Origin of the sequence: Pseudoalteromonas sp. S16_S37, assembly GCF_014694405.1 — a bacterium.
Classification (GTDB): Bacteria; Pseudomonadota; Gammaproteobacteria; order Enterobacterales; family Alteromonadaceae; genus Pseudoalteromonas.
On sequence record NZ_JAAUWV010000003.1, the window covers coordinates 115,256 to 135,463 of the forward strand.

At 41.9% G+C, this 20,208-nt stretch carries 15 protein-coding genes; 10 read left to right on the forward strand and 5 right to left on the reverse strand.

Features of this window, described 5'->3' with window-relative positions; translation table 11 throughout:
• The first annotated feature begins 68 nt into the window (after positions 1-68).
• Together HC733_RS02550 and HC733_RS02555 are read left to right on the forward strand one after the other, a co-directional pair.
• Positions 69-3,785 carry a hybrid sensor histidine kinase/response regulator gene (locus HC733_RS02550; protein ID WP_190363494.1) on the forward strand — a complete coding sequence of 1,239 codons (3,717 nt, stop codon included), beginning with the start codon at positions 69-71 and terminating at the stop codon, positions 3,783-3,785.
• Positions 3,786-4,688 (forward strand): diguanylate cyclase domain-containing protein, encoded by a 903-nt coding sequence (locus HC733_RS02555; protein ID WP_190363495.1) that lies wholly within the window; start codon positions 3,786-3,788, stop codon positions 4,686-4,688.
• 37 nt (positions 4,689-4,725) lie between these two features.
• Here HC733_RS02555 and HC733_RS02560 read toward each other — a convergent pair whose 3' ends face one another.
• Both HC733_RS02560 and HC733_RS02565 read right to left on the reverse strand, forming a co-directional pair.
• Entirely contained in the window at positions 4,726-5,100 is a 375-nt protein-coding gene (locus HC733_RS02560; RefSeq protein WP_190363496.1) for a DUF3192 domain-containing protein, read from the reverse strand.
• Between the two features lie 168 nt (positions 5,101-5,268).
• The gene (locus tag HC733_RS02565; protein ID WP_190363497.1) at positions 5,269-6,216 is read right to left on the reverse strand and encodes a D-2-hydroxyacid dehydrogenase; all 948 of its coding nucleotides are present in this window, start codon (positions 6,214-6,216) and stop codon (positions 5,269-5,271) included.
• Between the two features lie 77 nt (positions 6,217-6,293).
• Here HC733_RS02565 and zntR point away from each other — a divergent pair, with 77 nt between their 5' ends.
• The 7 genes from zntR (at position 6,294) to HC733_RS02600 (ending at position 14,778) form a co-directional block, all read left to right on the forward strand.
• Positions 6,294-6,707, forward strand: coding sequence for a Zn(2+)-responsive transcriptional regulator (zntR, locus tag HC733_RS02570; protein ID WP_190363498.1), 414 nt, complete (start codon positions 6,294-6,296; stop codon positions 6,705-6,707).
• Entirely contained in the window at positions 6,691-7,983 is a 1,293-nt protein-coding gene (locus HC733_RS02575; protein ID WP_190363499.1) for an SO_0444 family Cu/Zn efflux transporter, read from the forward strand. Before zntR ends, HC733_RS02575 begins: the two co-directional genes overlap by 17 nt.
• A gap of 99 nt (positions 7,984-8,082) precedes the next feature.
• Entirely contained in the window at positions 8,083-9,192 is a 1,110-nt protein-coding gene (locus HC733_RS02580) for a 1-acyl-sn-glycerol-3-phosphate acyltransferase (protein ID WP_190363500.1), read from the forward strand.
• A 114-nt stretch (positions 9,193-9,306) separates the two neighbouring features.
• A complete protein-coding gene (locus tag HC733_RS02585) occupies positions 9,307-9,555 on the forward strand; it encodes a DUF1289 domain-containing protein (protein ID WP_190363501.1) in 249 nt (82 codons plus the stop codon).
• An 87-nt stretch (positions 9,556-9,642) separates the two neighbouring features.
• Positions 9,643-9,849, forward strand: coding sequence for a DUF3283 family protein (locus tag HC733_RS02590; RefSeq protein WP_190363502.1), 207 nt, complete (start codon positions 9,643-9,645; stop codon positions 9,847-9,849).
• Positions 9,839-10,252 carry a GNAT family N-acetyltransferase gene (locus HC733_RS02595; RefSeq protein ID WP_194709948.1) on the forward strand — a complete coding sequence of 138 codons (414 nt, stop codon included), beginning with the start codon at positions 9,839-9,841 and terminating at the stop codon, positions 10,250-10,252. The genes HC733_RS02590 and HC733_RS02595 overlap by 11 nt, the downstream gene beginning before the upstream one ends.
• Positions 10,253-10,269: 17 nt before the next feature.
• Positions 10,270-14,778, forward strand: coding sequence for an EAL domain-containing protein (locus tag HC733_RS02600; protein WP_190363503.1), 4,509 nt, complete (start codon positions 10,270-10,272; stop codon positions 14,776-14,778).
• Positions 14,779-14,801: 23 nt separating this feature from the next.
• On the opposite strand, the gene HC733_RS02605 is transcribed toward HC733_RS02600, so the two are convergent.
• Positions 14,802-15,749: an ion transporter gene (locus HC733_RS02605; RefSeq protein ID WP_190363504.1), complete on the reverse strand. Its 948-nt coding sequence runs from the start codon at positions 15,747-15,749 to the stop codon at positions 14,802-14,804.
• Positions 15,743-18,421: a bifunctional acetate--CoA ligase family protein/GNAT family N-acetyltransferase gene (locus HC733_RS02610; RefSeq protein ID WP_190363505.1), complete on the reverse strand. Its 2,679-nt coding sequence runs from the start codon at positions 18,419-18,421 to the stop codon at positions 15,743-15,745. The genes HC733_RS02605 and HC733_RS02610 overlap by 7 nt, the downstream gene beginning before the upstream one ends.
• A gap of 248 nt (positions 18,422-18,669) precedes the next feature.
• Between HC733_RS02610 and HC733_RS02615 the strand changes: the two genes are divergently transcribed.
• Complete coding sequence (locus HC733_RS02615; protein WP_446727612.1) at positions 18,670-19,344, forward strand: SIMPL domain-containing protein; 675 nt, start codon at positions 18,670-18,672, stop codon at positions 19,342-19,344.
• On the opposite strand, the gene HC733_RS02620 is transcribed toward HC733_RS02615, so the two are convergent.
• A complete protein-coding gene (locus HC733_RS02620; protein WP_190363506.1) occupies positions 19,329-20,093 on the reverse strand; it encodes a substrate-binding periplasmic protein in 765 nt (254 codons plus the stop codon). The genes HC733_RS02615 and HC733_RS02620 overlap by 16 nt on opposite strands.
• Positions 20,094-20,208 lie beyond the last annotated feature (115 nt).

The following is a 20,208-nucleotide window of genomic DNA, read 5'->3' on the forward strand; positions in this document are numbered from 1 at the left end:
TTTTAATAGACAAACCTAGCATTACTGGTAATGTTCTTGCTTAATAATAAATTAAAAATATGGCTGTAATGGACAAGAACCAAGATTTTATTCCACTGAAAAAATATCGAACTGCTGCGCTGACAGGATTAGTTATGTCGATATTTGTGGCTGGTTTTTTATGTCTTCACTTGTATCACATCAAGCTTAATCGCGCATTTGCTGAACATCTGGCCTACTATGAGGCTATCGACACGCAAATCATACAAAAGGTGGCTGAGGCCAGTAATGTGATTGACAATATCTTCACTAGTATTGAGCTTCCTCTTAGTTATCAATTTGATGAGTCAATTCTTCAAACCCTTGAGAAAACGAACAACTATTATCACAAACTTGATGCTAATGGTGGCGAGATAGTCGTTCGCAAGGCTGTGAAAAACGATTTTACTGTGCCTGATAATTGGCAACAAATACTGGCTTTAGGGCCTGCATTTAATACCGCTTTGGCATTGATCCCAGCATTGGATGCCATTGCCTATGTCCAAGATGGGCAGTTTGCGTTTGTTCGTCGCAGAAATACCAACACCAGTCACCTGCTCAGTGCAATGCTTGATGGCAAGTTATCACCAGACTTTTCTAAATATAATTACAGCAGCAGTGCGCGAGTAAAAGTTGAAGATAAGCATTACTTTAGTATTGCTAAACAAAGCGGCAATGCCAAAGGCGAATATGTCATGCTGGTGTATGACAGTAACGATGTTGCCAATTGGCTCAATGATGTCACAGCAGCACATGGCAAAGTTTCTTTGCTTAATAAAGATAAACGTAATTTGCTTAGTGAAGAAGAGGTCATTCTTAGACCCAAAAACGCTGAGAATAGCGCTATACCATGGCAAGGCGGGGTGCAATTGTATACGTTTAGAGTTCATGAACCTTTAGATGTTGTTTATGAACAAGACGAGATGCAATTTATCAAGCCGATATTATTTGAGGTGTTGTTAGAGTTTTGCTTTTTATTAACCTTTATGGTTGCGGTATACCTGCTGTTAAGTTGGTTAGGTAATCGTATCTTTATCCGTCCTGTTAGCTATTTCTTAAACTATTTGACGCATCAGGAAAAAACTCCTAAAAGTACCTTTGATTATGTGATCCCCGTAGATTGGCAGCCTTGGTTTAGCGCCGTTAAGCAAGTGATCACGCAAAAACAGAGTTTGCTTGAGCAGCTACAGCGCAATAACGAAGTGTTGGATGAACAAGTCCAATCGCAAAAAAGGGCGTTGTCACGCTCACTCGAAGCAAAAGAACGTCAAGCTGCACTACTTAATACGGTACTAGATAGTGTGCCAGACTTAATCTATTTCAAAAATATCGACGGCTCATTTATTGGTTGTAACCGTGCTTTTGAACTGTTTTTGGGCATTGAAAAGTCGCAGTTAGTGGGTCGTGAACAAGGTGAAATCACCAGTTTATATCCGGAATTATTGGCGCTTGAGCAGCAGATGCGAGTTGAGAAACAGGCAATTACGCAAACGGTTATGCTAGATGATAAAAGTTACATGCTAACCTTGAGTCCGTTTTTAGATGCGCAACGAGGTTTATTAGGTAGTTTGGGCGTAGCGCGTGATATTACCTCTCAGCAGCAAGCAATCAAGGCACTACAAACCTCCGAAGAAAACTTCAAAGCCGCGATGGAATATGCGCCAAACGGGGTTATTTTAGTTTCCCTCGATAAAGATGTGCTTGCGATGAATAAAGCGGCGAGAAGATATTTAGACTGTACTGAATTTGTGCCTAATATTCATTTATCTTCGTTATTTTCGTCCGATAGTTATTTGGCTATTTCTCACATATTAAGCATGTTACTGAAGAACACAAAAAATGTGCTGGAGCTGAGTATATCGCAACATGAGCCTTACAACTGGTTGCAATTGAGTGCATCGTTAGTATGGGACAAAAGCAAAGCTGCTAAATATTATGTGCTGCACTTACAAGATGTTACTAGCTTGACTCAGGCTAGAATAGATGCCGAAAGAGCGACTTTGGCAAAAAGTCGTTTTATTGCCAATATCAGTCATGAAATTCGCACGCCTTTAAATGTTATTCAAGGCTTAGTGGGAATAATGAAAAAACAACAGCTGACTGAGCAGCATTTAGCTATGTTAGCTAAAGTGGAGCATGCATCAGAGCAACTACTGAGTATGCTTGATAGTATTTTAACGTTTGCCAAGGTTGAGCGACAAAAGCAGGCTGTTTGTATAGAACCATTTTGTATTGCAACCTTAGTGCAAGATTGCCAAGAGTTGATAGCACCTTTAAGCGAACAAAAGAAATTAACCCTTAGTATCAAAGTAGATGAGCGTATTTGGCCTGTTTTACAAAGTGACGTAAACAAAATCAAGCAGGTGTTACTGAACTTGCTCAACAATGCGGTTAAGTACACCAAAACCGGTGGCATTGCCTTGAGTATGTCTGTGATAGCAAATAGCAAAGAGCAACAGAGTATTCGCTTTTGTGTTGCAGATACTGGCATTGGTATTAAACAAGAAGATCAACAACGACTATTTGATGCGTTTACGCAAGGTGATGAGTCATTTTCACGCCAGCATGAAGGAATTGGCTTAGGTTTGGCCATTGTGAAACATGAAGTGTCGCTACTTGGTGGCAATATTTCTTTAAGTAGTGAACCTAGCAAAGGCAGTGAGTTTTATTTTACTTTAAAAATAGATAAAGCTGAGAGTGTTATACCCGATAAGAGTGCGCCGGTACTGTGGTTATGCGCAAAAGATAGAATTACGGAGCTGCTTAGACAGAGCAATATCTGTATCGTACACAGTGCCAACGAAGCACTAACTGAGTTGGTGCATGGTGACTACAAAAGCTTGGTTGTTTGTGACCAAAACGAAGCAAGTGCACTTGCGCAGCATATTCCCAAGCACATAGAAAAACTCAAGTATGTGATAAGTACGCAACCTGTTTATGCCTTACCAGCATCTAGCTCAACAATTGTGAAAATAATGCCAGAGGCTATGTTTTTACAAAGTGCGTTTTGCTTTTTGTTACACGAGCATGCTATGCCAAAGCTGTCTAATGCCCGACAAGAAGTGTCAGGTTGTTTGTGTCTTGTAGTTGATGACAACGAACTAAATCTAGATATTACGGCGAATATGTTACGAACAATGATGGTCAATGTAGTCGTACAGCGTTCAGCGGTTAACTTAGTTGACGTTGTTGCTGTTTTACAGCCAGATATTATATTGATGGATATTCATATGCCTGGTACGGATGGGTTTCAAGCCACTCAGGCAATTAGGCAGTCGCTCCCTGAATTTACCAGCCCAATAGTTGCGTTGACGGCCAATGCCCAAGTAACGGAGCGAAAGCGCGCAAAATCCGTTGGCATGAACGGCTATCTAACTAAGCCGGTGTCACAAACTCAGTTACATCAAACACTACAACAGCATATAGCAAGTGAAGCGGCTTTTTTTGATGGTCAATTGGCTTTGCAACAAATGATGGGGAATGCTGAATTATTAAACAAAATGCTTGATAAATTTGCCAAAATGTGTACAGAATATTTGCAAAAGGTTAGTGTGCAAACTGATACAGCCAAGCTACAAATGATGGCGCACAATATTAAAGGTGCGGCTGGTGGAATTGGCTTTATCGCGCTCTCAGAAGCTGCCATGCAACTAGAGCAACATCTAAAAGAGACTAATCAGCTGCAAGAAAGTCATTTAGTTGCACACTTAATTATGCGTTTAACTCAAGTTCGTGAGTATATATCGATGCAGTACAAAGGGGAGTAGATGATAAGCAGTGCGCATGTTCTTGTAGTTGATAGTGATCCCCTAAACCGTGTGGTACTTGAAAATACGCTGAGTGAAGATTGCCAAGTTACCTTGTGTGAGAATTCAGACACCGCATTGCAAGTGATTGCGACAAACAACATCGACTTAATCATCACCGACATCACGTTACTTGAGCGCAGTGGTGCTTTGTTTTTACAAAAGTTAAAAGAGTCTCCCACAACCTACATGATCCCAGTCATCATAATTTCTTCGAGTAACAGTTACAGCGATGAAGCAAAAGGATTGCAGATGGGAGCGGTCGATTACATAACCAAGCCATTTAGCCCCTTAATTGTAAAAGCACGCGTTAAAATTCATTTAGCATTAAAGCAAAAAAGTGATTTATTGGAAAAGTTGGCTTGTATTGATGGGCTTACCGAGTTGCCAAATCGCCGCCTGCTAGACAAGCATTTGGCGCAGCAATGGCAGTTATGTCAAAGTACTCAGCAAAGCTTAGTTTTGATGCTAGTCGATATAGACTACTTTAAAGCTTATAACGATGTACATGGGTTTGCTGGAGGGGATGAATGCTTAGTAAAAGTGGCACATGCACTTGAATTGGTAATTCATCAACAGCAAGGTTTTGTTGCACGATATGATGGGGTGAGGTTTTGTGTTGTTGTCAAAGGCCTTAATTCACAACAAGTTGAGTTGCTTTGTGACAGCATGCATGATGCGGTAGAACAATTATTACTTCCCCATAAAGCGTCTCCGATATGTGCACATGTGAGTATTAGTATTGGCACCGCCATCGTGTCAAAAGATTACTCTTTGGGTATAGAAAATTGTTTTAAAGATGCTGATTGCGCTTTGTCTTTTGCTCACGCTAATCAAGAGCGTATGGTTATGGTAAATAGGTGAGAAGAAGAACTTCTCACCGAATAGGTTAACCTTGTTGTTATAAAATCTCAGTCATGGCGCTTTCACCAAAGCCGATTAATTTTGAGTCTTTAAAAACCAATGGAGTACACTCGTCTTTGGTAATTTTTCCATCAGAGTGTTTGCTGTTCGTTGCAAAGTATAAAACTTGGTAAACGTTATCGCCTTTTTTTACTAACTCAGTAAACTCTGGGGTATCGAATGAGTCTAAGACGCTTTGATAATCGGCACCTAAGCTAAGTTGAGCTATTTTCTTACGGTTATCTTGAAACGTTCTTTCCCAATTACCGCTGTTTTTCACCCAGCCATGTTCCACCTCACCGTCTGACACAGCAACAATACAGCCTGAAAGTAATGGAGTAGCAAGCGCAGCAACTAAAAGTAGTTTTTTCATCTTAATATGATCCTTAACAGTATTTGATCATATTAAAGCAAAATCATTGCCAAAAAAGAAAAAGTATTTTGTATCATAACGTTACACTGTGTTGCTAATTATTTCATTGGTAACAAAACTAACACAGTTAGCTAATATAACTACTTTTTGGTCATAAAAACCACCTTATCAAACGACGATGTTATTGGCGCGGCCCTGATAAAAGTGCTCGATATTTTGTGCAATATGCGCCACTAATCTTGCTATGGACTCTTTACTTGCCCAGGCGATATGTGGCGTCAGTAATAGGTTATCCCCTTCGTAAGCTAGTAAAGGGTTATTATTTTGTGCGGGCTCAGATGATAAAACATCAACGGCAGCACCGGCTATTTGAGCATTTTCTAATGCGTTAACCAGTGCTTGCTCATTCACTATGCCGCCACGTGCAGTATTTATGAGCACTGCTGTTGACTTTAGTAGCGACAACGCTGCTTGATCAAAGAGATCGGCCGTGTTTTCATTTAAAGGGCAGTGGATTGATACTATATCAGCGATTTTAAGTGCTTCTTCAAATGATGTACGTCCTTGTCGTATTGTGTTGCTGTGTTTATGTTCAGCAATAATTACGTTAGCACCAAAGGCACGAGCAACATTTGCAACAGCTTGCCCCAGTGTGCCATAGCCCACGATAACAAACTGTTTGCCAGCTATTTCGGTTATGCCGTGGTCTAATCGACAGAACATATCGCTTTGTTGCCATAGGCCCTGCGCACAATCGTTGATATAGCGATGCACATTTCCTAATAAGTTTCCTAGTAGCGTAAAAGTATGTTGCACCACTGATGGAGTTGAATATCCTGCAACGTTAGTCACTGTGATACCTTTGCGCTTCGCTTCATTGAGATCAATATTATTAGTTCCCGTTGCGGCTACGCAGATTAACTTTAAATTGGGTAGTTGGCTGAGCACATTGGCATCTAAAACAACTTTATTGGTAATAACAACCTCAGCATGTTGGCAACGCTCTACAACTTGTGAAGAAAGCGTGTTGCCATACACGGTGAGTTGGCCAAGGTTATAAAGTGCAGAAAGTGAAGTGTTCGCAAGGGTGTGTGCATCAAGTAGTACGATGTTCATAGTTTTCCAAAAAAAAATTCTTGACCTTGGTGTTAACTCTAAGGTTTATACTTTGTCATAGAATAAAGGAGACAAAGATGAAAATCGGCGAGTTGGCTAAGTCATTAGGTGTATCCACAGACACGCTACGATACTATGAACAGCATAAACTGTTAACCCCTAGTGCCAGAAGTGAATCGGGTTACCGCGTTTACACGCAACAACAGCTGCGGCAAATGCAGTTTATTTTGCGTGCGAAAGAGGTGGGGTTTAGTCTCAAAGAAGTTCAGGAGCTGTTGCAGATCCAAATTGAAAAACATCAGCACAGTTGTGAGGAAGTCAAAGAGATCACTATACAAAAGCTTCATTTAGTTAGAACTCGTATTGAGGAGTTGCAACGATTTGAACAATCTTTATCTAAATTAGCGCAGCGTTGCTGTGGTGGACCAGAAAGTGCTGATTTTTGCTCAATTTTAACCGCTTTGGAGGACGTTGATGGAACTTGTAACTAATTTTTGGCAGCTGTTTTTGCTATCAGCGCCTTGGCTTATGCTTGGCTTACTGCTTGCGGGTTTACTCAATGTATTTATCGCAAAAGACTTTTTACAGAGGCATTTAGGTCAAGAAGGGTTGTGGACAACAATTAAAGCTGCGCTGATAGGCGCTCCTATGCCCCTGTGCTCATGCGGTGTTATCCCTGCTGCGATTGGCTTAAGAAGAGCTGGGGGGTCAAAAAGTGCCACCACCGCATTTTTAGTTTCTACACCAGAAACAGGGGTTGACTCTATTTCTGTTTCATATGTATTGCTAGGTCCCTTTATGGCGGTGATAAGGCCAATAGCGGCAGTGAGCAGCGCTATTGTTGCGGGTGTGCTTGTTGGCAGAGATAACCACCATGAACAAGACAAAGATCAGCACAGTGCTGCCAACGAGAAAACGTGTGCGAGTAAACCGTCACAGGCCAATATGGTGAAGCAAAGTTGTTGTAGCTCGGACGTTGCGCCAGCAGCATTGAAGGCTAGCTGTTGTGACGATAAAGCAGTGAATAATGAAGTCAGTTCTAGTTGTTGTAGCTCGGACGTTACGCCAGCAGCATCGAACACCAGCTGTTGTGACGACAAACCAGTCGATAATAAGGCCAGTTCTAGTTGTTGCAGTGCAGAGCAAGTGCTACATCAAGATATCGGTGATAGCTGTTGTGCTACTGAGTCTAAGCATGCAACACCAACGATGAGTAATAAGATTGTTCAAGCAATTAAGTTCAGCAGCAATAAGTTGCTTTCAGATACCATGGTTTGGTTAATGATTGGATTATTCTTTGCAGCACTTGTACAAACCTATGTACCTACATCATTTTTGAGCGAATGGGGCAGTGGAGTGTTAGCCATGCTGGTTGTCATTTTGATTAGTATTCCTATGTATATTTGCGCAACGGCATCAACGCCTATAGCTGCGGGGCTGTTAATGGCTGGCGTGTCACCAGGAGCTGTGTTGGTGTTTATGCTGGCAGGACCTGCAACTAACATAGCGACACTTGGTGTGGTGGGTAAAGAGTTGGGTAGACGAGCTGTTGCTGCTTATTTGGGAGCAGTCATTGGTGTGGCGATTTTGTTCGGCTTTTTGACCGATTTTTTGGTGGCTGAATTTGGCTTTTCGGTAGAGCCAATGCATCAAATGCAACATGAAGTATTACCGCAATGGTTTACATTGCTGTGTGCTTGGGTGTTATTGGCATTGATGGCTCGCTTAGTTTTCTTAGCCGCTTGGCAGAAAGTGGCGAATAAATAACAAAGTGGGTACTTGCAAAGGTGGTCAGACTTGATAATCTTGGCTTCCCAATGATAAGCGCGATAAAATACCGCGCTTTGATGTTTAATCCTAAGATAAATGAGTAGTTTAGTGGATAAGTACGCACAAATAAGACCATACAACGATGATGAAGTACCCGCAGCTCTTCGGCGTTTACTTGCCGACAATGACTTTATAGATGTTATTGCAAAGTACAATTTGCCTGCTTGGTTGAGTCGCTGGTCAGTGCTTGCCAGACCTTTAGTCCGTGCGAGATTGCGCGTTAAGTGGGGAAGCTTTACTACAGTAGAGCAGGTTCAACACGAAGTCGCTCATTATCTTCAAATACTTATTAACAATACGACCTCTAAGGTAACTTACTCAGGTTTAGATAAACTTGATAAAGAGGGTGCTTACTTATTTATCTCTAACCATAGAGATATCGTATTAGATCCCGCTTTGATGAACTGGGGTTTACATCAACATAAGATGAACACTGTACGTATTGCAATTGGCGATAACTTATTACAGGTTCCATACATAACTGAATTGATGCGTTTGAATAAGAGCTTTATTGTAAAACGCTCTGCCAAAGCACCTAAAGAAATGCTAAAGGCGTTAACTGAGCTTTCTAGCTATATCTACGACTCGTTGCAATCGGGTCATTCAATTTGGATTGCGCAAAAAGAAGGCCGAGCAAAAGATGGGATTGATCAAACCGATCCAGCCTTACTGAAAATGCTGCAGTTGCAAGGCCGTAAGTTAAAAATGCCATTAGATGAGTATGTTCGTACCTTAAAAATCGTGCCGGTTTCCATTTCTTATCAATACGAACCTTGTGCTGTCGCTAAAGCTAAAGAGCTTGTTCATAAGCGAGAATTCGGTGCTTACGTAAAAGCACAAGGTGAAGACATTGAAAGCATTGTTGAGGGGATCCGCTCAGATAAAGGGCATGTGCACATTGCGTTTGGTCAGCCAATTACAGACAATTGTGAGACGCCTGAGCAGCTAGCACAAAGCATAGATCAGCAAATATTGGGTCAATACTACTTACACCCCAGTAACTATATCGCTGCAGGCGAGTGCAGCAAAGCAAGCACTCAAGAGCAGCAAGATTTTTTACAGTGGCTAGAAAGTGTGCCACAAGAGCTTAAGTCTCAGGTGCTTGCCATTTATGCAGAGCCGCTGAAAAGAAAATTAGTCCCTTAAGCGAGCGCTAAATTATTTGATGATTGAAAACCACTCAACTTTTGAGTGGTTTTTTGTTTGCTATTTGTCCATTAAAGCAAGTTATACTGGCATTAGTTGAGTGAAGTGGGCACTATGGAACAGATAGAGATTTTTGAGATCCCCAGTCCATGTAAGGGGATCTGCCAAGTAAATAATCGAGGTTATTGTAAAGGATGCTATCGCAGCCGTGAGGAGCGCTTTGCTTGGAATAACCTAAGCAATGCGCAAAAGCGCAAAGTCATCGCTCTATGTCAGCAGCGTTATAAGCGCTATATAGCTAATAAGAACAAACAAGATGAGCAAAAGAGTCAACAAGACGACCAGCAGTCTTTGGATTTTTAAACTCACTGAGCGCAAAGCTTAATGGCAATAATTAAAGGTGTGATACACTTAAAAACCTTTAATTTGAAGCAATGATGTGAATAAGCTATGAGTTTTAACTTGTGTAAATTACCAAGACAAGAAAAGTATCAAATTCAATTAGATTATGAAGCTTCGTTTTGGGCCTATCAAATTAAGCGCTCTAAAAATACCCGCGAAGCTGTTTATGAAGCGATAAATAATCGTCCCCAATCAGAACAAGATACTTTGAAACAGCGTTTTGAATATTACCTAAGCATTATGCTTGCCGGTTAAAGTGCAAATTGTTCAGCTTAATGCTATCTCAACGCCACTCATTAATAAGTTTTATAAACAACATCGAGGGCGTGGACGAGCAAACAAGCAAGACCAAAATTGGGTTGTGAAGGACCCTGAAATCATCGCTGCGTGTCGCATACAAGATGTTGAAGGGGAGTTATTTTTGTCATCAGTGTTAGTTGCCCCCGAGTATCGAGGCAAAGGCATCGCGCGTGCTTTATTAGCCCATGTGTTTGTTCAGCAAAACAGTGTGATATACACCTTTGCTTATCGACACTTAAGTCAATTTTATCGGCAGATGGGGTTTTGTGAGTCCACGTTACCGTTGCAGTTACAGCCATATTTCAACAGTTATGTTGCGCAAAAGCGCGATATTGTGGCAATGTGTTTACCTAAGTAATGTAAGTTATAAGACGTATGCAAAATATTTTCTCAAAGCTCATAGTACTGCTTTTTTCATTTATCGTCTGCTCTAGCGCCAACATATCGCATGCGTCGCAAATCATCCGTTTATCTCCTGCAGAAGGTTTATCTCAAAGCTACGTAAACACCTTGATGTTTGATAAAAAAGGCTTTTTATGGCTTGCAACTGAAGGGGGATTAAACCGTTACGACGGTTACCAAGTGCTGACGGTAAAGGGGCCACAAGGCGTGCTTGATGAGGAGATGATAGATGCAATGTATCAAGACCCTCAGGGCCGCATCTGGATAACATCGCGTTCATTTGGTTTATATAGTTACGACCCACAAAGAGATACTTTTAGAAAATACATGAGTTTACCTCGCAGTGAAGAAGAGTCTTTACAGTTTGGTGTCAATTCAATGCTCTCGAAAAATGCTGATCAATTATGGTTGGCCCGTGGTGATAATGTATCGTTACTTGATATCAAGACAGGGCAGATAAATATAGAAATCCCGCTACCAATTGATAAGGAAATGGGTTTTGTACGCGCCTTGATGGCAGTGGGAGACTACTTATTTATTGCCAGTTCACAGGGCACATTCATCTATCATGAGAAGCTAAAAAAACTAATATTAATCAATCATATTGATAATGAAAATCATGAGTTTCAATTGCACACTAAATCATTGGCTTTACTGGACCCAGAAACGTTATTGATAGGGGCGGTAAAAGGCTTGTATCAAGTTGATATTAGCCAGCTAGAAAAAAAGTTTGAATATGAGGATAACCGTTGGGAATACGAAACTTTAATCAGTGATCTGAATATTTGGAAAATAGTTCCAAAATCTGACAAGGTCGTGCTAGGCACTGATAAAGGGTTAATGTACTTAGACCCTGATTCTAAGCAGATTGTACGAGACCAACGTATTGCACAAAGCCAATACAGCTTGGCAGATACAACGATAGTTGACTTTATCGAAGATGCACAGGGAGCGCTGTGGGTTGCAACTAAAATGGATGGCGCTTTTTATCTGCCTAAAAGGCAATCTAGCTTTATAAATGTTAATTCTCTAACAGTAAAAGGCGAAGGGTTTTCACATAGCAACGTGTGGGACTTACAAGCGTATGATGGCAAAATTTGGGCAGCTACCCATGATGGCCTCACTTGTTATAACCCAGCTACTGGAAAAACAGCTAACTACCTAAAAGGCTACCTTGGTGAAGCTATCCAGCCTGAGTTTTCTGTCTATCGAATGTATTTATATCGCGATGAGTTTTGGTTGCTTACCAATAGAGGGTTGTTTGCATTTAACCCTAATACCCATGGCATTAGGCGTCCCGTGGTTAACGGTTCGCAATACCAAGAGGTAATGCAAGGCCCTGTATTTGGCACCACATTGATACAAACTGGCGAGTTGTATTTTGTAAATAGCGATGCTGGTTTTTTCCATTACGATATACAAAGCGAAACATTGTCTAAGCTCGCGGGGGATTTGCAAACATTGGATCCCTTCTTATCAATGGGATTTACTCAACCTCTGTCCGACAAACCAGATCAGCCTATGTTCTTTTCAGGTGGGGTGTTGTATCGCTTTAATCTGAAAAATCAGACTCTAGAGAAAATTTACGCGATTCCCAACGCTAATGAGCACTCGCCAGATAACATACTTACCTACACGATTGATAAGAACAATATTCTTTGGCTGGCAATGTCTAATATGGGGTTGATAGGGTTGACCCTTGAAGGGTACGAGGTTGCGCACACAATTGACTTGCGACAGTTAAAACTCGAAACGCCCATGTACGAAATGCGCCAAGATAAAGCGGGCATGATCTGGATGTCATCGCATAAAGGCATATGGCGATTGGACCCAGATAATTTACACATGCAGCAATTTACAACTAAAGATGGCTTGTATTCAAATGAGTTTAACTGGGGAGCGTCTGATCTTCTTGAAGATGGCAGTATTGTCTATGGTTCTCTTAAAGGCTTCACTTGGTTTGACCCTGCCGTTAACCGACCTAAAAAACCGCTGCTGTCTCGGGTCAATATAACCTCAGTGGAACTTATGTCTCGCAAGCTAGATATCAATGGTTTGAAAGAAATAGAGCACTTGGAGCTCAATCATGATGATATAGGCTTGGAGGTCGCTTTCTCTGCGATGATCTTTGATTTCAAAGACCGAGTAGTTTATGAATATCAGATCTCCGGTGGTCAAAAGACGCTGACACGAAGTAATAATCGCGTGGTATTTCCAAAACTCAACCCGGGTAATTATCAGTTGAAGGTATGGGCAAAGGACCCATTTACAGGAGACTACACCGAGCCTGCTAAATTAACTATCAATGTTAAATATCCTTTTTGGCGCTCTCCTATGGCGCTGGGCGTCTACATTTTATTTGCACTCCTTACATTTAGCCTGTGGATGTATAGGAAGAATAAAGTTGAGCAGATGATCATTGCGGCTCATAAAGAAACCCAAAATAGTGAAGCTCGATTGAAGTTAGCACTTGAAAGTAGTGGCTCTGGGGTATGGGATTGGCACTTAGACAACCATTTAATTTATCAGCCTCGTTTAACCACTGAGCTTGATTATCCGCATGATAATGTCACATTAGATGAATACCTAAAAATTATTCACCCCAATGATCGCGCACTATTTAGAATCGAGTGGCTAGAGTTTGTTTCGACCAATAAAGGGACCTTTAATTGCACCTATAGATTGCAACACAAACAAGGTTATTGGCGTTGGTATAAAGATTACGGCAAAGTTATCGCTTGGAGAGACACAATCCCTGAGCGAGTAACAGGCACGTATACCAACTTGACTCGCGAACGCATTTTTGAAGAGCGGGCACGATTATTCGGCGCGGCCTTTGAGCAAACCCGTGATTGGGTGTTCATTCTTGATAAAAATATGCGCATTCAAGCTTGTAATACTGCGTTGCAGCAGGCTTTTCAAATTGAAGCTAAGCCACAGTCAAGCACCAAACTGCATTTGGGTTTGAGTCGGCAAGCAAGAATGAGCTATTTACGTGCTATGACGCTACTTAAACCTGGTGAGCATTACAGTGCGGAAGAGCGTTTAACCCAGCCAAGTGGTGAAGTGTGCTTCGTCTTAATTAAAGTCAGTGCGGTTGCAGGCTCAAGTGGTGAACTTGAAAACTATGTGGTGGTGATGACCGATATAAGTTCGCAAAAACGCACTGAGCAAGAGCTATATCAGCTTGCCAATTATGATGTGGTAACACAGCTTCCGAACAAGGTGTTATTTATAGATAGAGTGCAGCATGCGTTATCACAAGGGCAAAATCAGGTGCCTGTGATGGTTGTTGCGCTGCGCTTTAAGCGTCTGAAAAGATATCAAGAGGCATTATCTGCCGAGCAATATACCGCGACGGTTCGCCACCTAGTCAGCATCATGCGGCAATGCTTCAGAGAGCAAGACAGCATTGGTGTTGAAGGTGCTCAGGAGTTCTATATTTTAATGGAACACGCAAAAGACGTGTCGGAAGTGACCCGTTGTATCAGTGAACTGATGCAGCATTTTGAAAAACCGATCACAGTTAATGGTCACGACCTGTCTTTAGATGTTTGTTTTGGGGTTGCCTATTCACCAGAAGACGGCGTAGAGGCGTTCTCGCTTTGTCAAAATGCTAAGTTGGCACTGAGCCATGCCATGCATCAGCCGCACACCGGTGTGCACTTTTTCAAACAAGAAATGAACAAACAGGTTCAACGCTCGTTCTTGCTTGAAAAAGACTTACGACGTGCTATTGAAAATGGCGATTTTTCAAATAGCTATCAACCAATTATCAGTGGTACGAGCAAAACCATAGACGGCTTTGAAGTATCGGTTAACTGGCCCAATTATTTACAATGTGATGTCAAAGATATCGAACAGAGCGTCGCGCAAACTGGGTTATGTTCGTCCATAATGTTGCAAACACTAGAGCGCGCTTTAATCGAGTTAAAGCAGTGGCATGGTCACAACAGTGAATTGTACGTTGCGTTAAATTTATCTGCCCTAGACTTTCAGAATTCAGATTTGATCAATCAAATTCAAACAGTGTTAACTCGCACAGGTGTTGCTGGCAGACATGTGGCATTTGAAATAACAGAATCAATTATGATGAGTGATATTCCCTGTGTGATAGAAACCATGTATCAATTAAAGGTGCTTGGTTGTCGTTTATTTATGGATGACTTTGGTACAGGTTATGCCTCGCTGACTTATTTAAAACAATTCCCTATCGACGTATTAAAGATCGACCGCAGTTTTGTAGCGGATATTGGCATCGATAACGAGCACGAAGTGATAGTGCACGCCAGTTTGTCGTTAGCACATAGTTTGGGTATGCAATGTATTGCTGAAGGCATTACAACACCAGAGCAGCTAAGGTTTTTACGCATGCTTGGTTGTGATTACTTTCAGGGGCCACTATTTTGTGAGCCGCAACTAGGCGAGCATATCAACGAGCTGTGCGAGAAGAATTGGCAGCCTGTGTTTGCTAATATGTGACTTCAGGTTATTGAGTGTAGTAACTAAAGTTTGTTGCCACAGTGTTTGCAATAAAGCGCATGTGCGCGCTGGCTACTCATGATTTTAATCGCTTGATTCGCTTCAGCGTGACTTAACCCCAGCTCAATGCGAAGCATCTCTAAGTGCTCTTTTTCTTCAGGGTCAATTATGCCGTCATGGAGGCTGTGTAGTACAGCTTCATTAAAGGCATCGCGGCGTTTACGTAGCTGATCGGCAAAGCTTGACGCAAGCAAGCCTGTGGGAATGGCCACCATACCCATACTGAGTAGGGTGATCACACCACCAAAAAATCGACCCGCTGCGGTGATGGGGACTACATCACCATATCCTACCGTGGTGAGTGTTGCCATAGCCCACCACATAGCTTGAGGAATAGAGCCAAATTTATCAGGTTGAACATCATGTTCGAGCAGGTATATACCGCAAGATGCCATAATTAAAACAACAGACATAATAAAAAATGCTGCCACTAAACTACTGCCTTCTTCTTTAAATGCGGCTAACAGCAATTGCATAGCTCTGGAATATCGAGTGAGCTTAAAGATACGCAGTAATCTGATCACCCTTAAAAAGCGCAGATCAAAGGTGATAAATACCATCAATAAGGTGGGTAAAATAGCCAGTAGATCAATGATAGCTAACGCAGAGAAAAAGTATTTAATGCGCTTTTTTATATTGCTGCAAGATAGGTGCTTGTACTCTAATTTGTCTACGCAGCTCCAAAGCCTTAATAAATACTCAACTGTAAAAATGGCAACAGAAACCAACTCTAGTTGTAAAAACTGCTGGTGGTATTGCTGTGCGAGGCTTGGCACCGACTCTAAAACGATAGCGACCACGTTGGTCATGATTAAAGCAATTAAAAATAGGTCTAAATAGCGTCCTGCCTTATAGAAGCGACCACTCCCTTCAAGCACAGCTGCAACTTTTCCCCGATAAGTTTTTAGCATAGTGAGTTCAACTGTAATTGCATGTTAACAGTGCCTTCTTCAAAATCTCTTGTGATAGTAAAGCCTAGCTTTTTGGATAGCTCAATCATTCCCGTGTTTTCAGGTAAGGTGATACCACTGAGCACCTTAATTCTTTGTTTTTTGGCATAATCAATGATTGCACTCATCAGTAGCCGACCCAGACCTAGTCCGTGACTGCCTGAGCGAACTACTACCGCAAACTCGGCGCTATCATGGTCAGGCTCAATTAACAGCCTAGAAACGCCAAGCGTTCGATAGGTATTTTTATACGGCTCGCTGACAATAAATGCCATTTCTCGGTCGTAATCAATTTGCGTCATTTTTGCCAGTTGCTCATGATTAAATTGCGGTAACTCTCCAAAAAAGCGACGGTATCTATCTTCTTTCGATAAAGATTGATCAAACTCTTGATGAGCGCGTTCATCTTCGGGTTTTATGGGTCTCAAAATGGCTTGCTGACCATTTTTTAGCGTTACATTTTGCACCAGATCTTTTGGATATGGCCTTATCACCAAACGTTTTTTACCAGGCGTTGGCTGATAGGGCATCAGCGTGATATTAGCATCAAGCACCAAAAATTGCCCGTTACTCGCTAAGATTGGATTGAGTTCAATACTCCAGATATCGGGCTGATCGATGATCAGCTGAGAAACTCGGGTTAGTAAATCACACAGTCGGTATTTATCCACTTTATCAGGTAGCGCCCGCTCTTTTAACACGCCTTTATCATGTGCCGCAGCAATCAGGTATTTGGCTAGGTTCATATTCAAAGGTGGTAGTGCTACAGCGGCTTGTGAAAACTCAAGACCAGTGCCGGCTTCACCTAATAAAATGACTGGACCAAAATTATCTTCTGTTTTGACCGCGATACGTAATTCTTGCGCGCCCGCTCTGGGTGCCATTTTTTGCAGTGAAAAGCCTTCGATAATTGCATCTGGATAGGATTTTTTGATGCGTAATAGCATTGAAAATGCAGTCTGTTCAACTTCATTGCTATCGTTTAAGTTGAGCACAACACCACCCACCTCTGACTTAGAAGCGATAGATGGACTAATTAATTTAAGCGCAACAGGAAAACCTAGCTCAGAAGACACTTCTTTAGCTTCGCTTGGCGTCAGTGCAACCCGAGTTTCAATGCAATCAATATCATAATGGCATAGTAATTGGCGTGCTAAATGGGTAGTTAGTTGTGTATGACCCTGTTTTAGCAAGGATTGAATAGTGGAGTTTGCCGCGCGTGCATCAATATGGGTATTATCACTTTTTGATTCAGGCGTTTGGGTTAAATGTTTTTGGTTTCTGCGATAGCTGATCAGATGCATAAAGGCACCTACAGCCCCTTCTGGGGTTCGATAGGTGGGAATATCATGATCGGCACAAATATCACGAGCAGCAAACGCTGCGCGTTCTCCCATAAAGTTAGTCATGACAAAAGGTCGAGCCATCTTCGGAATAGTTTGCAAGGTTGAGGCGATAATTTTTGCGTATTCCTCACTGGGAGCCAGCGCAGATGGCGTGTGGATGATCAGTAAGTTTTTAACTTCAGGGGCTTTGAGCAAGATCTCAAGGGCCTTTTTATACCGCTCTGGTGATGAGTCTCCAAATAAATCAACGGGATTAGAGGTTTTGTTAGATTGTGGGATCACTGCATTTAAAGCTGCGCGTGTATGTTCTTCTAGTTGGGCTAGTTTGCCAGAGCGTTGCAGTAAAGTGTCTACCGCCATTACACCCGGACCACCACCATTGGTGAGAATGGTCAGGTGTTCCACCTGCAATAATTTAGGGTGCAAGGCGAGTGTTTGAGTCGCGGCAAATAACTCTCGTAAATCATTTACTCGCAGCATACCGGCTCGTTGAAACATGGCGTCGTAGACAGTGTCATCAGACGTTTTACCGCCTGTGTGTATGTATGCTGCTTCAGCGCCAGCTTGGGTTCTACCGGTTTTTATCACTATTACCGGTTTACTGAATGCCGCTGCTCTTGCGGCTGAAATAAATCGTCTCACATCATCAATATTGTCAATATACAACAAGATGGCTTTGGTTTTTGCGTCTCGGCCTAAAAAATCTAGTAGCTCATCAAAGTCAATGCCTAAACAGTCGCCCACTGAAACAAAATATGAAAAGCCAATTCGTTTACTCTGTGCCCAATCCAAAATGGTGGAACAAACCGCAGCTGATTGTGAGATAAATGCTAACTTGCCCGGTGCTGCAACGGTGTGCGAAAAACTGGCGTTAAGTCCTATGTGCGGCACAAGTAATCCTAAACAGTTAGGACCAAGTAGTTGAATATTATGTAATCTAGTGGCATTTTTTAATGCAATTTTTTGTGCGTTATTTAAGCCAGCAGCAATAATCACCACATTTTTACAGCCGATTTCACCGAGTTGTTGGAGCAATGTTTCAAGGGTATTTTTGTTGGTGCAAATCACAGCTAATTCTGGTGTTTGCGGGAGCGCATTAATATTAGGGTAGGCTAACACGCCATGGACTGCTTTATGCTTTGGGCTCACAGGCATAATAGGGCCCTTAAAGCCACCTTGTAGCAGGTTGCGCATGACTACATATCCCGCGCGTCCAGGAGAGTTAGATGCACCGATGACGGCAACCGATTGAGGGTTAAAAAATTGCCCTATTTGTTTTACGCTCATTGACTATCCTGTTTAAATCCTTATTACCGAGTAATAAATTGGGCTCAAATACCCCATTTATACATAGAACGTTAAGGCTTGACTGGCTATGTTTGTATGTCCAAAGTGAACCATTTTGGTGTGCTATCACTTTAATCAGTTTTTAACTATTGATCGAGCCTTAACCGATGAGACTTTGATCTGATAACTTATTTTTTGGAGTAATCAATGTGAAAGAAGCATTTAGCAAACATATTGGCGCGGCAAGTATCATTTCTGCTGGTCTAGTGTTAAGTACGTGGCTAATGTCACATGCTTTTCAAGATATAAAGGAAATGGAAAGGACCGTTGAGGTTAAAGGCCTTGCTGAACAAGAAGTGATGGCTGATACCGTTATTTGGCCTGTTTTTTACAAAGATGCTGACAATGATTTAGAAACGTTAGTTGCTAGAATAGAAAAAAAGAATTCAGCCATTCGTGCTTTTTTGACTCTACATGGCTTTGATGAGGGGGAGATCACCCAAGCAACGCCTTCGATTGTAGATAAATATGCTCAGGAATATAGCCAGAATGAAGGTGGATTTCGTTATATCGCTAAATCTGGCATGACGGTATTCAGTCATCAACCCGTTAAGGTAAAGCAGGCATTGAATGAGTTAAACTCGCTTGCTAAACAAGGGATAGCAATAACCCAAGACGATTACCAAAACCGGATTGAATACATGTTTACTGGCCTTAATGACATTAAACCTCAGATGGTACAAGAAGCAACGCAAAAGGCCCGTGAAGTGGCGCTTAAATTTGCAAAAGATTCTGATTCGCAGTTAGGTAAAATAAAATCAGCGCGTCAAGGCCAGTTCAGTATTAGTGATAGAGATAGCAACACACCACAGATAAAGACGGTAAGAGTGGTGACCAGTGTTGAATATTATTTGTCAGATTGAGGCAATGGCAGCTGCCAGCGTGTGAGTATTTGTTCGTAGACACCACTGGCTTTGATATATGCCATCGCGGCGCTTAATTTTTCTGCGATTTCTGGCTTAAGTTGCTTGCTGGCACAAAGCCACAGCTGCGAGGGGAAATCAGTTAAATGCAGCTTTTTTTCTATTAGAGCAGGGTCTAGGCCACTTCTGATTATTTCATTTTGCAGTGTTAGCGTATTGGTAAGCACCAGATCAATACGCTGCTTGTAAAGTAGTTGCCACAGCTGTTTGTAGTGCCCAACCAAGACTAGATTGTCATCTTCACTAAATCCGGCCTGTTGTAAAAATCGTGCGCTTGAATAGCCTCTAATGGTACTGACGCGAAAACTTTGTGCCGCACTCAGAGTCTCAGGGTTGACGGGGTTACTGGCCAAACTAACAAGGTAGGCATCGGCAAAGTAGCTTTGTGATATCCAAGTAAAATGGGCTTCTCGCTCAGCTGTTCTAAGCAATGAGAGCATCAACGCATCTGGCTTTTCTTGCAGCTCTTTGTACGCTCTGGCCATGGGTAAAATCGAAAACTCCCCCTTAAGATCTGCATGTTTCAGTGCGGCTTTGGTAATTTCGACAAGGGCACCAGAGGCATTACCTTGGGCATTTTTAAAGTGATATGGGGGTAAATCTTCGGCATAAAATGTCAGAGCTTGGGCATAAAGCAGGGGGCTTAGAAACAGCGCGATAAAGCTAAAACAACGTAACACTTTGCTCATACTACCTCCAACATTCGAAAATCCATTGTAGATAAATTATGTGCTCACGTATATGGAAGGGTTGCTGTTAGGGTAAAGTTTTCTAAAAAGCGCATAAGAACATACGCTCTTTGGG

What these genes read in the sequence shown, in the direction of transcription:
- HC733_RS02605 (WP_190363504.1), bottom strand. Translation starts at nt 15,749, where the DNA reads ATGCTAAAAACTTATCGGGGAAAAGTTGCAGCTGTGCTTGAAGGGAGT.
- HC733_RS02620 (WP_190363506.1), bottom strand. Translation starts at nt 20,093, where the DNA reads ATGAGCAAAGTGTTACGTTGTTTTAGCTTTATCGCGCTGTTTCTAAGC.
- HC733_RS02555 (WP_190363495.1), top strand. Translation starts at nt 3,786, where the DNA reads ATGATAAGCAGTGCGCATGTTCTTGTAGTTGATAGTGATCCCCTAAAC.
- HC733_RS02610 (WP_190363505.1), bottom strand. Translation starts at nt 18,421, where the DNA reads ATGAGCGTAAAACAAATAGGGCAATTTTTTAACCCTCAATCGGTTGCC.
- HC733_RS02560 (WP_190363496.1), bottom strand. Translation starts at nt 5,100, where the DNA reads ATGAAAAAACTACTTTTAGTTGCTGCGCTTGCTACTCCATTACTTTCA.
- HC733_RS02580 (WP_190363500.1), top strand. Translation starts at nt 8,083, where the DNA reads ATGAGTAGTTTAGTGGATAAGTACGCACAAATAAGACCATACAACGAT.
- HC733_RS02550 (WP_190363494.1), top strand. Translation starts at nt 69, where the DNA reads ATGGACAAGAACCAAGATTTTATTCCACTGAAAAAATATCGAACTGCT.
- HC733_RS02590 (WP_190363502.1), top strand. Translation starts at nt 9,643, where the DNA reads ATGAGTTTTAACTTGTGTAAATTACCAAGACAAGAAAAGTATCAAATT.
- zntR (WP_190363498.1), top strand. Translation starts at nt 6,294, where the DNA reads ATGAAAATCGGCGAGTTGGCTAAGTCATTAGGTGTATCCACAGACACG.
- HC733_RS02565 (WP_190363497.1), bottom strand. Translation starts at nt 6,216, where the DNA reads ATGAACATCGTACTACTTGATGCACACACCCTTGCGAACACTTCACTT.
- HC733_RS02600 (WP_190363503.1), top strand. Translation starts at nt 10,270, where the DNA reads ATGCAAAATATTTTCTCAAAGCTCATAGTACTGCTTTTTTCATTTATC.
- HC733_RS02585 (WP_190363501.1), top strand. Translation starts at nt 9,307, where the DNA reads ATGGAACAGATAGAGATTTTTGAGATCCCCAGTCCATGTAAGGGGATC.
- HC733_RS02575 (WP_190363499.1), top strand. Translation starts at nt 6,691, where the DNA reads ATGGAACTTGTAACTAATTTTTGGCAGCTGTTTTTGCTATCAGCGCCT.